The 12,464-nt window shown below is 43.3% G+C and carries 11 protein-coding genes; 3 read left to right on the plus strand and 8 right to left on the minus strand.

Annotated elements, in window-relative coordinates:
• Window positions 1-32: 32 nt before the first annotated feature.
• The 7 genes from ABJF92_RS00155 to ABJF92_RS00185 all read right to left on the minus strand — a co-directional run bounded on the left by ABJF92_RS00155 (window position 33) and on the right by ABJF92_RS00185 (window position 9,671).
• Entirely contained in the window at window positions 33-3,761 is a 3,729-nt protein-coding gene (locus ABJF92_RS00155; RefSeq protein ID WP_446813829.1) for an AAA family ATPase, read from the minus strand.
• The gene (locus ABJF92_RS00160) at window positions 3,758-5,065 is read right to left on the minus strand and encodes an exonuclease SbcCD subunit D C-terminal domain-containing protein (RefSeq protein ID WP_446813830.1); all 1,308 of its coding nucleotides are present in this window, start codon (window positions 5,063-5,065) and stop codon (window positions 3,758-3,760) included. The genes ABJF92_RS00155 and ABJF92_RS00160 overlap by 4 nt, the downstream gene beginning before the upstream one ends.
• Before the next feature lie 34 nt (window positions 5,066-5,099).
• Complete coding sequence (locus ABJF92_RS00165; RefSeq protein WP_446813831.1) at window positions 5,100-5,939, minus strand: 2Fe-2S iron-sulfur cluster binding domain-containing protein; 840 nt, start codon at window positions 5,937-5,939, stop codon at window positions 5,100-5,102.
• Between the two features lie 66 nt (window positions 5,940-6,005).
• On the minus strand, window positions 6,006-7,484 hold the full coding sequence (locus ABJF92_RS00170) for an aminoacyl-histidine dipeptidase (protein WP_446813832.1): 1,479 nt from the start codon (window positions 7,482-7,484) through the stop codon (window positions 6,006-6,008).
• Window positions 7,485-7,627: 143 nt separating this feature from the next.
• Window positions 7,628-8,212 carry a TetR/AcrR family transcriptional regulator gene (locus ABJF92_RS00175; RefSeq protein WP_446813833.1) on the minus strand — a complete coding sequence of 195 codons (585 nt, stop codon included), beginning with the start codon at window positions 8,210-8,212 and terminating at the stop codon, window positions 7,628-7,630.
• A gap of 68 nt (window positions 8,213-8,280) precedes the next feature.
• Complete coding sequence (locus ABJF92_RS00180) at window positions 8,281-9,021, minus strand: DUF1499 domain-containing protein (RefSeq protein WP_446813834.1); 741 nt, start codon at window positions 9,019-9,021, stop codon at window positions 8,281-8,283.
• A gap of 173 nt (window positions 9,022-9,194) precedes the next feature.
• Complete coding sequence (locus ABJF92_RS00185) at window positions 9,195-9,671, minus strand: DUF2947 family protein (protein ID WP_446813835.1); 477 nt, start codon at window positions 9,669-9,671, stop codon at window positions 9,195-9,197.
• 140 nt (window positions 9,672-9,811) lie between these two features.
• On the opposite strand from ABJF92_RS00185, the gene ABJF92_RS00190 reads away from it, so the two are divergent.
• Window positions 9,812-10,012, plus strand: coding sequence for a hypothetical protein (locus ABJF92_RS00190; protein WP_446813836.1), 201 nt, complete (start codon window positions 9,812-9,814; stop codon window positions 10,010-10,012).
• Window positions 10,013-10,163: 151 nt separating this feature from the next.
• Entirely contained in the window at window positions 10,164-10,814 is a 651-nt protein-coding gene (locus tag ABJF92_RS00195; protein ID WP_446813837.1) for an HAD family hydrolase, read from the plus strand.
• On the opposite strand, the gene ABJF92_RS00200 is transcribed toward ABJF92_RS00195, so the two are convergent.
• Window positions 10,811-11,842 (minus strand): nucleoid-associated protein, encoded by a 1,032-nt coding sequence (locus ABJF92_RS00200; protein WP_446813838.1) that lies wholly within the window; start codon window positions 11,840-11,842, stop codon window positions 10,811-10,813. The two genes, ABJF92_RS00195 and ABJF92_RS00200, sit on opposite strands and share 4 nt — an antisense overlap.
• An 83-nt stretch (window positions 11,843-11,925) precedes the next feature.
• Here ABJF92_RS00200 and ABJF92_RS00205 point away from each other — a divergent pair, with 83 nt between their 5' ends.
• Window positions 11,926-12,243: a hypothetical protein gene (locus tag ABJF92_RS00205; protein WP_446813839.1), complete on the plus strand. Its 318-nt coding sequence runs from the start codon at window positions 11,926-11,928 to the stop codon at window positions 12,241-12,243.
• The last annotated feature ends 221 nt before the right edge of the window (window positions 12,244-12,464 follow it).

The following is a 12,464-nucleotide window of genomic DNA, read 5'->3' on the forward strand; positions in this document are numbered from 1 at the left end:
CTTTTGCACCATCAGCTTCCAAGTCAAAAAAGTCATTGAGACTTACAAACTGCAAACTCTGCACCTAAGCGGCTAACCCCTAAACCACTTTGCTTGCTCAACCTTAATTGCACAGGGATTCTGTCTTTTAAAGCATTAATGTGACTGATAATGCCGATGGTTTTTCCTGAGGCATGCAGGTTGTCTAGAGCGTCTAGTGCTGACTCTAGAGTATCATTGTCGAGAGTGCCAAAGCCTTCATCTAGGAATAAAGAGTCAATACTGGTTTTGTGCGAGACCAAATCCGATAATGCAAGTGCCAGAGCCAGACTCACTAGAAACGATTCACCACCCGAAAGCGTTTTTGTATCGCGACTGGTATTGGCCTGCCAAGTATCAATCACTTCTAGAGCCAAAGCATCAGCTTTGCGCCCTAATTGATAACGACGATGCAATATATGTAGATGCTGATTCGCAAGATACACGAGATGCTCTAACGTTAGGCTTTGAGCATAGCGACGGAATTTAGCGCCATCGGCAGAACCAATCACATAATTCAGTTGCTCAAGGTGTCGCAACTTGTTACGGCTCTGACTTAACTGTAAGCGCTTATTGGAAACCTCTTCTCGACGCTGTAGCTCTTCACGAACTTGTTGTGAAACTACACCCCACTGACGTAATAAATTGGCTTGATGCGCTTCCAATTGCAGTACCTTTTGCTGCCACTCAGCCAAAGCAAGGTTCGCAATGTTCGTTACAGCTAATAGCGCCAATTCTGTTCCGGGAAGCATTCTCTCCTGATGCACCTGCCAAGCTTCTTGCACCTGAGAAAATCTCACTTCACATTTAGCAAGCTCAGTGCTTATGACCACTGACTCCGCCTCTAATTCAGCTATTCTGCTTTCATCGAGCCGCGCCGCTTGCCATGAAACCTCACTCTCAAAAGACTTTTCTACCAAGCTTTTTTGCCAACTTAACTGCGCCTGCTGACATTCTTGCAACACATTGTCATGAGCCTTTGTCTGGGCCTTAATCGTTGCCTCGATAGAAGCCAAGTCTCGAGTAATCTGCTGACATTGCTGAACCGCTTTTTCATTCAATAACTGGCTATCTTTTAACTGTTGCTGAGCCTTTTGACGAAGTTCCACAACGGTGGAACCTAACAACAAAGGTTCAAGATCTCTCTGAGTTTGTAGGCTCTTTTCACTTAAGGTTTGGTGTTTGGCTTTAATGGACTCTAAGCCAATTCCTGTTTCTTTTAGGGAAGCCTTAGTTGCCGACAATTCCACCAGCAATTTTTCCTGCTCGAGTTGTAAACGCCCTAAGCTTTCTTTACTCTCTTGCCATTGCACTAGCTCATCACTTAATTTTATCAAGGCCTGGTCAAGTGATTCGTGTAGGAATCTGTCACCCACTGCAGCAGCGGACATAGCACTTAAAAGCGCCTGTCTGTCTTTCTTAATACTGGCTTGCATTGTCTGGTATTGGGACTGCAATTGAGTGACTGATTGCTGTGTTAATTGATAACGACTCTGCGCTTGATTGAGCTGCTCAATACCTTGTTGCACCCTCAAGGCATGCTCTTGTAATCCAGCATTATGACCTTGCCATTGACGATGCAAGTCAGTAATTTCTGGGAGTAGCGCCTCTTGTCCTTGCCATAAAGACTGCTGTTTCCCTAGCAATGGCTCTATCTGCCATTCATCCGTCTCAGTATTTTCAAGTGGCAAGCCTAGGTTTTGACACTTGACGATACCTTGCTCTAATGCCGTAAAGACAGACGATATATCCTGCTGACTTTGCTGATATTGGCGTTGCATGAGCTCTTGCTCTTTATTCAGATCCTTTTGTTCTGCAGACATTAACATGCCCTGCTCAGTCAATTCTGCCAACTCTGTGGTTAACTGCTCTAGTTCCGCCAGCCTTTGTGGCTCGGTTATCTGCAAAGCATGCTCAAAATCATGCTCCTCTGCGCCACATAAAGGGCAATGCTCCCCTTGGTTCAGTTGTTCACGCAATTGCATGAGTGTGTGAATCTGACGCTCAGCGAATAACAAGCTTTCTAGATGACTTTGATGCTGTTTTTTATCTCGATAAAGCTTACGCTGCTGTTGTAGCTTAGCTTCAATAGCAGCCCATTGAGCCTCTAGGCCTTGAAGGGACTGCGCTAATTGCTTGGCATTCTGCTTAAGTTGTAAATATTGCCCTTGTAACTGATGGGCCTCTTGCAGGCCATTCACCTGACGCTCAAGTTGATAATAATTCTGCTGCCAAACTTGCAGCTCTTGCTGGTCAGTTAAGCGGTAAAAAGCCTGTAAAGTCGAATCCACAATTTGCTGCTGATTCGCTTGATTCGCTTGCCATTGCATCAATGTTTGCTGCTGGTGTTTAAAGGTGACTTCGGCACTTTCACATTCGGCTTGTAGGCGCTGTTTTTCCTCTACCATCACAGCAATTTTCTGCTCCCCCTCCAGAATAAGTTGCGCTCTATGCCGCCAGCTTGAGAGTTGCGGGTGAATTTTTTCTGCATGGGGCCACTTTTCAAGCAATGTTTTGCTTTCTACACTCTGTTCATCAAGCTTTAGACGCTGTTTTTCTAGCGCTTGATATTTGTCTTCCTGCTGAGCGTATTTTTGTTCTTCTTGATGGAGCTGAGCTTGGACCTCTAGCTGTTGCTGTGCCAGATGTTCCTGCTGAGTCAATAAAGGCTGGATCTGCTTTTCAATTTTATCATTAAGGTCCTCCAATGCTTGCTGATGCAAAGACAAAATGTGTTGACTTGCTGACTGCTCTTGCTGAGCTTTGGCTAACTGTTCTTGTAGCACCTGCTGCTGTCGAGTGGAGTGTTCACGCTCGTGCTCTAAATGAGTGACCTTAGTGACCAAACTTTGCTGATGATCAAATTCTGACTGCAAGCTCTGGGCTTGTTTTGCTAATTCAAGGGCTGTTTGCTTACCTGTAAAGTCAGCCACTTTTTGTTGAGCGCTCCTTAAGGCCGTTTTTTGCAAGTTCAGCTGCTGTTCTAATGCGTCTTTTTGCTCCAACCATTGCTGAAGTTTTTTATGGAGCCTGAGTTGTTCTCCTTGCTGCTGACTCTCTTTTTCATAGTTCGCTTCTTGAGTCTGGTATTCTGCTAACTGCTCATCCGACAGGAGTGTCTGTTGTTCGATATTCTTTTCTAGTAGTGCAAGCTCGCTCTTCTCTTGCTTATGCTTTTCAAACACCCATTGGGAAACTTGACCATAAATCTCAGTACCCGTTAGCTCCTCTAATAAAGAAGCCCTTTCGTTGGGCTTGGCATTCAAAAAGGCAGAAAAGCCACCTTGAGCCAACAGCATGGACTTAGTGAATCGGGAGAAATCCAGCCCAGTTAACTGAGCGACCAAATCAATTTTCTCATTAATTTTGGTGGTCAGAATCGTGCCATCCAGCTTACTTAGCTCACAGACCATTGGCTGCAGCTTGCCATCGACGTTGCCACGAGAGCGCCTTTGGCTCCAAAAGGCTCGATACCCCTCACCCTTTACTTCAAACTCAACCTCAGCCAAACACTCAGCCGTATGACGAGTCATGACTTCATTTTCACTGGGCGAAACTTTTAGTCTCGGCGTTTCATGGTAAAGCGCTAAACAAATGGCATCTAACAAGGTGGACTTGCCTGCCCCTGTGGGACCGACAATGGCAAATACCCCAGCTTCGGAAAAGGGCGGCTTGGAAAAATCAATTAACCACTCACCTTTCAAGGAGTTGAGGTTTTTTAAACGCAACTTACATATCTTCATGACGGCTGCGCCTGCTGGGTTTGCACTTCATCCAAGCACTCATTAAAAAGCTGTGTTAACGACTGAAAGTCGTCCTCAGAAATATCCAACTGAGTTGCAATGGCGCGTTCAAACACATCGGCGACCGTCAACTCGGCTAAGGTTTCGCGCTTCACATGATTACCAGCCTTTGCTTCAACGGCACTTTTACGCATCACCCGCAACAACTCAATCGGTAAAGCTTCAATCACCTCAGACAAACGTTTTTGCACATCACTAATATAATCATCTGCAATCACGGTCACTTCCAACCATAAATTTCCACTTTCTGGAGTAGGTAATTGAGTAATTTTTGACAAGAGTTCATCCAGCCGACCTTTAAGACTTATCATGGCCTGAAATCTTGGGATAGACTTCATCTGAATCCCTTTAAGCGTCTCTTGCAGAGAGTCCTGTTGAGCGAATAAGTCTTGGATAACGGGGGTTGTTTGCTCGGTGCTCAGATGTTCAGTGCTTAGACGCTCAGTATCAATAATAACAACAGATTTTTCTCGGGCTAACTCATCAAAACTTAATGGGATAGGTGAGCCACTGTAACGGAAATTTCCCTGCTTATTAATCGCTTGCGCACGGTGAATATGACCCAGCGCAAGGTAATCAAATTTGGGAAACACATGGGTAGGTAGCGCTTCCAAACTCCCCACATAAAGATCCCTGACCGACTCACTCAATTGACCACCCACTGCGGTTAGATGCCCCGTTCCTATAATGGCAACAGGCTGATCAAGTTCCGCGTTTTTTTGTTCAGCAATAGCATACACTTGCTGATAAAAGTCAGAGATCTGCTGTTGGAGTGCCTGTTTTTTTTGTTGTTCAGATTGCCCTGCAACACTGTCTAACACATCCTTCGGACGCAGATAAGGAACGGCACATAACCAAGCTGCCACCCTGCCATCTTTCGATGTAATTGGCAGCACATGTTCTTCAAGATGATCTCGGTTGGCCTGACTCGTTACCTGGGTATCTAAATAACCCAATAGGCTTTTCGACTCATTCAACATGCTAACGGAATCATGATTGCCCGCTACAACAAACAACTGACAATGACGCGCCTTCATATCCAATACTAACTGGTGGTACATTTCCCGGGCATAACTTGGTGGCGCACCAGTATCAAAAATATCTCCCGCAATAATAAGAGCCTCTATGCCTTCCTCTTCAATAACCGCCAATAGCCAATTAATAAAAGCCGCGTGCTCTTCTTTACGGCTTTTGCCCATAAAGTGCTGTCCAAGGTGCCAATCCGAGCTGTGTAAAATTTTCATAAATAAACCAACTTAAAAACTAATGGCAAAAGTGCTAACGAACAAAATGTAGCTGAGATAGTCGGATTCTATGCTCTCGCAACAGCGGCTCCCAATCTGTAGCGGGTATACCGCTACCATGATAAACAATCTGCAACTTCGCAGCGCCAAACTTTTGGCAAGCTTGTTGTAAAACCTCTGTCAATTTGGCTAAATTCTGTGAGCAACCAAGTTGCTTAGAAGACAAAGCGACAAAGTCTGCCAGTTCTGCTGGAAGCTGCTGCAATACATCTCGCCAATAACGTTCGAAGGCATGGTTTTCATAGCTTGCAATGAGTAATACGGGCATGTCAGATATAGATAAATCCACCAGCATACGCCCTTTTCGTTGGCTACGATCAACACTAATGGATAACAAATTTTTGGGCTTGAGGCGGGTAAAGTACGTCCATTTTTCAAAAGAAAGGAGGTTTTTCTGTAATAGAATTTGGATTTTTTCTCCGGGGCGATTAATGGCCATACACTCTTGCTCAGCCTCCGCATTACCTTCTGGCAGCAATACTGTCAGCCGATCGCCAAAGCTATCATCGCTTGGGCCTAATAATGTCAGTACAAGATTGTGATCATCAAGTTGACTCTTTTCAAGCACATCAAAGTTATCACCTCTCACAGGAAAGCGTCGAGATAATGAGAGACTATTTTTTAGCGTTGTTTGGCAACTTAGCAACGGTGCATTATCCCCAAGACTATAAAGTCGACAAGCACCACAGACACCCGCCCGACAACCGTGAGCAAGGCTTACCGATTGCGCCAATAATGCGCTGAGTAGATTATCACCGTCATTTAGATGGTATGCCAAACCATCTAGCTTAACGATATGGGATTTACATGACATAAGATTGTTCCTGTAGATATGAGTGATATTATGCCATATCTACAGGAACAATTATGATTTTGTGACCTATTGAGGTTGAACAGGGACCGAGGCTAACAAAGCACAAAGTAAGCGCCAAAAGTCTGTCACCGACTCTATTTCCATACGCTCATCAGGTGAGTGGGCACCCCGAATATTTGGACCAAAAGAAACCATTTCCATACCGGAATATTTTGCACCAATGATTCCACACTCAAGCCCAGCATGAATGACTTTCACATTAGCAGGCTGGCCCATTACCTCTTCATGAACTTCGAGAAAATGTTTAAGTAAGCCGGCCTTAGGGTTTGGACGCCAGCCAGGGTAGTCGTTTTCAACACACACCTCGGCATCAATTAACACAAAAGCGCTGCGCACCTGATTCGCATGATGAACCACAGCATCATCTAATAATGACCGCACCAGTAAGCAGGCATCAAATTTTTTAATACCCGATTCACCATCCAGTAAATTCATCACACCAAAGTTACAAGACGTTTCAGTTACTCCTGATAAAGCATTACTCATACGATGAACACCATGGGGAGCACATGTCATCGCATTAATTAGCCTACAAGTATCTTGTTCACTAAGCGCAGTAGCCAGCTGCACCGGGGCGATCTCGATGGTGAGATTTTGCTCTACCGAAGCAAACTCAGCCTGCACGGTTGAGGTAAAGTGATTTAAAAAATCTTTGAATGTATCTAAGTGGCTTTTATTCATACTGATACTTGCTGTTGCTTCACGAGCAATAGCATTTCGTAATGTGCCGCCACTTAATGAGCCTAACGAGTAAGTGAGACTCTGACTCAATAAGCTCAACAAACGCACTAAAATCACATTGGCACTGGCACGACCTTTATTTATATCCAGTCCAGAATGGCCGCCACGCAAGCCTGAGACCCTAACCTCATAGCTCACCTCATTGTCTTTAATGGCTTGAGCTTTGAAAGTATGGGACACATTAACATCCGCACCACCAGCACAGCCGATGTACACATCGCCTCTGTCTTCTGAATCTAGATTAAGCAATAGACGGCCTTTTAGAATGCCTGGCTCTAGTTGTAAAGCCCCCCGTAAACTACTTTCTTCTTCAATGGTGAATAACGCTTCGATTGGGCCATGAACAATATCGTTAGATTCCAACACCGCCAAAGCCGCGGCGACGCCGATGCCATTATCAGCTCCTAGCGTGGTGCCTTGCGCATGAAGCCAGCCATCTTCCACTCTGGTTAAAATCGGGTCTTTGGTAAAATCATGCTGAGTTTGCACATTTTTCTGCGCCACCATATCTAGGTGACCTTGTAACACCACACCTTGCCTATCTTCCATACCAGCAGTTGCGGGCTTTCTAATCAATAGATTCCCCGCTGTGTCCACATAGCTCTCTAAGTTTCTGCCCTCAGCCCATCGAATTAGTAGATCCCTCAATTGGGCTTCGTAATAAGAAGGACGCGGTGTGTTACATAATGTTTGAAAATGACGCCACACAATGGTGGGTTCTAACTGACATAAGTGCTCGTTCATATTTCTCTCTAAAAGCCAATAAGATCACGTTAGACTAGAGAAAATGAACACTTCAAGCAATTGAAATAAAGCATAAGCTTCTGATCGCCATAGAGAATTGGTATAGCAAAGCAGCTTACATCTAGTAAATATAAAGTGTTGGCTTAGTGGCTTTTCAAAGCATTCTTATAAGACATTTCGAAGGGTAAGTTTAATCGTTTTAAATGATCTAAAGCTTGTCTGCCCAGCACCCCTTTGGGCAAACCAGATAATAAGACAAACCAATAGTTGGCAATCATATTTTCCGCAAACACATGGGCAGCATTGTCATCAACCCCTACCTGTTGAAAGCGCACAATTACGCCATCATACACAGCAGCCATCTGCGTGGTATGAAAACCACCATGGGCTAGGCTATCTAATAACACCTGCTGAGTAAATTCACTGTAATCATCATAAAACACAAACAAGACATGGGCCATTTGTTGCAAATAGTCCACGGGAGAAGATACGTGCTGCTGATGTTGAGAAGCCGTCCGCAAAGCAAATTCCATCTCATCAAAGAAGATGTCCTTCACTAGAGCTAACTTATCTGGAAAATGTACGAATAGCGTTCCAACCGCAATGCTGGCTTGCTGACTAAGATAGCGGGTGCTGGTGGCATCAATGCCCTGCTTTAAAAAAGCCTGTTTAGCCACCTGTTTAATCTTGGCTCGTGTTTGCGCTTTTTGCTGCTTTCTAATGGCCATCCGCGAATCTCCAAAAACTAAGTTATGAGTGTACCGCGAGTGTCACATTTTAAGAAGATCTATGATTGTTATTCATTGACGACTAATCGACTTGATAAGTCTTGTAAGAAAGCTTCAACACGAGCAGCATTTTCACCAAAATCCGCACTCGTGCCTACTCGTGAGCATGATCTAATATCAAGGCGCGTTGTATCTCCTTGTCGGATCACACGAATGACGACATCATCACGAAAGCCAAACACCGGGGTACGAGCCGTTGCTTCAACGACCCCAACTTTTGGGTATTCAGAAACCATTTCCCAACCGCGCTCATTAATAAGTGCGACAGCCGCTTCATACACTTGTTTTTTCGGAGTACTGGTAAAGAACGGCTTAATTTTAGGATAATGCTTCTTCTGAATCTCAGCCCATTCTTTGTTATAGACCAAGTCGTTTTCACTCGATTTTCGTAAAAAATTGATATTGAGGTAAGCAGGCGGAATATCGGCATCGGTAGTGATGTCATTGATATTAGGGTAGGCGGATTTTTCAAGATAGAAAGCGATCCAAAAACCACTGTAAACAATAGAGATAGCAAAAATTAGCCAAAAGAAGCGTTTACTCTTTATATTTTTTTCTTTGCGGCAAGCCGCTAAAGAGGCAACCGCTAGAAAAGACAATAACAACGATGCTACAACACTCCATTTAAGAACTGAAAATCCTGTTATCGGTTCAAACATGCCAACCCGAACACCCGCGATGGAGATAAAAGCGGAGCAGCCAACAAGAATTAGCAATACATATAAAACTGGAGAGATATAACGGCTCATACTTTGCCTATGCCTAAAAGATACCCCTCAACCTTAACCTTGTTATCAAGAAACAAACAGAACCTAACCCCTTGTTTAAGATTGATTCCTTTATTTTTGCATAGTTTCAGTAATCTACCCTTATTAAAGCCTCTAGAAAGCGTCAATTCCTCTTAAACTTCCCTTAAAACAACTTAATTTCTTAACAATAAATGCATCCAACCATTGCTATAAAATTGCGCTGCTTGCTTTTTCTTTCGACCTACAAGGATTGGACCGTTATCCATAAACAAAAAAGCTTTCCAGCTGCGCTTAAACACGCCCCATTGCAGTTCAAACACCAGTTCATTGTGACAACAAAAATACACCAGAGTATCTTCACCCCAAGCTGAAAAATGCTCTAAAGATTCTTCCGGTAATTCAAGCAAATCGGAATCCCAACGCTTTTCCCAACTCAGCTTAACTTGTAAGGCCGCTTCAGAGGTTACCCAATCGCGATCTGTCAGATGATCAGGGTGGATCTGCCCATCACTTATATAGTCGCGCCAAATGTTGGCGGCTTTGGCCTCACTAAGCAAACGAATTGCCGCCAGATCATTGGCATCTACTTTTGGATCATCACGTTTAAATATCCAATACTTTGAAAACTCTTCTAAGGGACGGTAAGCCATAATACCTTCAGTATGCAATTGATGAAAAATTCTAACCTAATGTGTGAAAAAGCATCGTTTGTTATTCATAGCCACCCCTTCTAAACTTCAAAAATGTTGTAATAAAACAACATTTTTCAATCTTAACTAAGGAGTTAACTATGGATTCTCAACAACAATACGAAGCATTACTTGAAAAATGGGGCTATTTGGATAACAGCTTAGCCGCTAAACGTCGTCGCGAAGCTCGTGCTCTTAGAATGCAAAAACTAAACACTCTAGCTAAACAAACTTACAGTTTTCTAAGCAAAGCATTCAAGAAAGCGACAGCACGTCCACAAACCTTGAAACAAGCGGCTTAATAAGCGACGAAACCAACAAACAGACCTTTAATTACTATTATATCGTATTAAGTTACTTATAAGGGGAGAAAAACAATAAAACTCCCTCCCTTCCTTTCCTCTTAACAACTTCCTATTATGTAGCCACATTCTTAATTTAATTGGCTTTTATATGGATTATTCTTACCAAGCAATCCTGTTCGATTGCGACGGCGTAATTGTCGACACTGAAACCCTTTCCAACAACATCATGAAAAGCATGTTGGCAGACTTAGGGCTTGAACTTGATTCAGATGTCCTTCATGAAAAATTTAGTGGTTTTACTACAAAAAGCAATCTTGCTACCGCGACAAAAATGCTTGGTCGCCCCTTACCTGATACTTTTCAAGCTGATTATAAAGCCCGCTTTAAGCAACATATCGAAAAGCATCTTGAACCTATCGAAGGTGTCGTCGATCTGCTTCAACGCATCCAATGTCCAATTGCCATGGCAACAAATGCCAACCGTGCAGAAATGAATGAAAAACTCAGTAAAATAGGATTAATCAATACCTTCTCTGTTCGCTTCGCCCTAGACGATGTTGCCAATGGCAAACCAGCACCTGACTTATACTTAAAAGCGGCAGAGGCATTAGGTGTTCAACCGAAAGATTGCTTAGTCATTGAAGACTCGATTGCAGGTATTAAAGCAGGCAAAGCCGCAGGCATGACTGTTTTTGCTTATTGCGGCAGCATGGATGCAAAGAAACAAACCGAAGCAGGTGCGTCGGTTTGCTTTAAAACCATGTATGAATTGATCGAGTTATTAAAACTTAAACCCTAGTCGTTACTGCTTGCTTGCAGTTGTTTTAGTAGACTTCGTGGAAGCTCCTTTATGGTCAGGCTTCCCGAGTCTGCATCAAACACCACAGAATCCCCTAAGAGATCGCTGTCGAAACTTAAGGTCAAGGCTTTGCTACTGCCAGAAAGGCGCGTTAACTTTTTAAGCGCAGCTTTTTCTACAAAAATCTCTTTTTCCATTTTAAAGTTTTCTGATTCTGCAATTTCTAAAAACTTATTCGCCTGTTCAACTGAAAATCGAGATTCCACCTCTGTGGCTAATGATTGCATGGCTAATGGCTCACGCTCTTCCGCTTTACCCTTACAATGCTCAGACACCACTTTTTTGAATTCGTTGGCTTGTTTAGCTGGCATACCTTCCGACTGACAGAAGGCTGAAGTCAAATCAACCAGTTTACGGGTTTCTTTCGACGCTACCTTAGGCTCGTCACAACCAATAAACTGAGTAAAGTAATCACTCTCCACTTTCGGTGCTCGTCCAAAACGAAAGGCTATATAGCGACCTTCATCTTCCGCCTGCCACGCCGTAAGGTTTATTCGTAAAGCCATATGCAGCTTTTCCATTTCGATCTGTTCGACCTGAGAGAGGCTCAAGTCCGCACCAAGGCCTATACCCTGCTTACGTTTAAGCAAAACCACATACAAAAAATGCGTATCATGCAATTCATAGTGATTGAACCATAGGAGCCCCCCCTCCACCTCTTCTACCGGCTCGATGAACTTTACGAACTCTGCCGCGCAGTCTTTAGAAAAGACTGCAAAATCATGAAAACTGTTATCTTTAAAGTGTTTATATAGCAATGCAGGTAATTGGCTACCCTCTTCACTGCCCTGAGGGTTTGAAAAGCGTCCAGTATTCATGCCTGAACGATTAAAAAGGTTGGTCACCTGCTCCGATAAAGCAAGCGCCTGGCCATCTATTGGGTTTTCATTAGGGCGAGCAATTAAAATTGCCTTACGTTCACCTTCATGTTTTTGGATCTCATGCACAATCAAGTTGCTAATAGACACTCGCTACCTCTTCCGTTTACTATATTAAGTTGTGATTAATTTTTGTACCAAACTCTTCAAAGAAGGACTCTACCCTAAACATTATGCTTAAACCTAAAACTACCAAAAAAGACACGCGTAAAGAGCTGGAATCATTGGTAGATGAATTTATCAAGGCAAAAGGCGAAATTCAGCACGTAGATATGGGTGAGTCTGGTCTCGTTGATGGTAAGTATAACACGACTCATATTGGCTTTAGCGAACCCAAACAACAACGCACCCCTCTTCCACACGTAGTAGCGGCCATTCAGGAACGCAAACACCCTCCAGCCTCACAAAAAGGCCCACTCCCTAACAAACCTACAAAGAAAATGCTTTACGATGATTTCGGGGAACCATTGCGATGGGTATGGGAAGAATAAATATTATAAGCCATATTCGCCACCACTCTTAAAAACAACTTAACGAATATGTTTTTTAAATCCGCATTAAGAAATTTGCGTGTTTTTCAATTAAAAAACACCTTCACTTATCATCACATACTGCCTTTTGCAATATAAAGATCCGTTTTTTATGCGTAAAAACTTGCATTACAATGAGCACAGCCATACAATTAATTGATTAGATTAAGTAAAGTCTCTAA

Origin of the sequence: Marinomonas sp. (assembly GCF_039940335.1) — a bacterium.
Taxonomy (GTDB): domain Bacteria; phylum Pseudomonadota; class Gammaproteobacteria; order Pseudomonadales; family Marinomonadaceae; genus Marinomonas.

Bases quoted from the DNA above. Each gene is read 5' to 3' on its own strand.
- ABJF92_RS00170 (WP_446813832.1), bottom strand. From the start codon at position 7,484: ATGAACGAGCACTTATGTCAGTTAGAACCCACCATTGTGTGGCGTCAT.
- ABJF92_RS00175 (WP_446813833.1), bottom strand. From the start codon at position 8,212: ATGGCCATTAGAAAGCAGCAAAAAGCGCAAACACGAGCCAAGATTAAA.
- ABJF92_RS00185 (WP_446813835.1), bottom strand. From the start codon at position 9,671: ATGGCTTACCGTCCCTTAGAAGAGTTTTCAAAGTATTGGATATTTAAA.
- ABJF92_RS00160 (WP_446813830.1), bottom strand. From the start codon at position 5,065: ATGAAAATTTTACACAGCTCGGATTGGCACCTTGGACAGCACTTTATG.
- ABJF92_RS00190 (WP_446813836.1), top strand. From the start codon at position 9,812: ATGGATTCTCAACAACAATACGAAGCATTACTTGAAAAATGGGGCTAT.
- ABJF92_RS00165 (WP_446813831.1), bottom strand. From the start codon at position 5,939: ATGTCATGTAAATCCCATATCGTTAAGCTAGATGGTTTGGCATACCAT.
- ABJF92_RS00180 (WP_446813834.1), bottom strand. From the start codon at position 9,021: ATGAGCCGTTATATCTCTCCAGTTTTATATGTATTGCTAATTCTTGTT.
- ABJF92_RS00195 (WP_446813837.1), top strand. From the start codon at position 10,164: ATGGATTATTCTTACCAAGCAATCCTGTTCGATTGCGACGGCGTAATT.
- ABJF92_RS00155 (WP_446813829.1), bottom strand. From the start codon at position 3,761: ATGAAGATATGTAAGTTGCGTTTAAAAAACCTCAACTCCTTGAAAGGT.
- ABJF92_RS00205 (WP_446813839.1), top strand. From the start codon at position 11,926: ATGCTTAAACCTAAAACTACCAAAAAAGACACGCGTAAAGAGCTGGAA.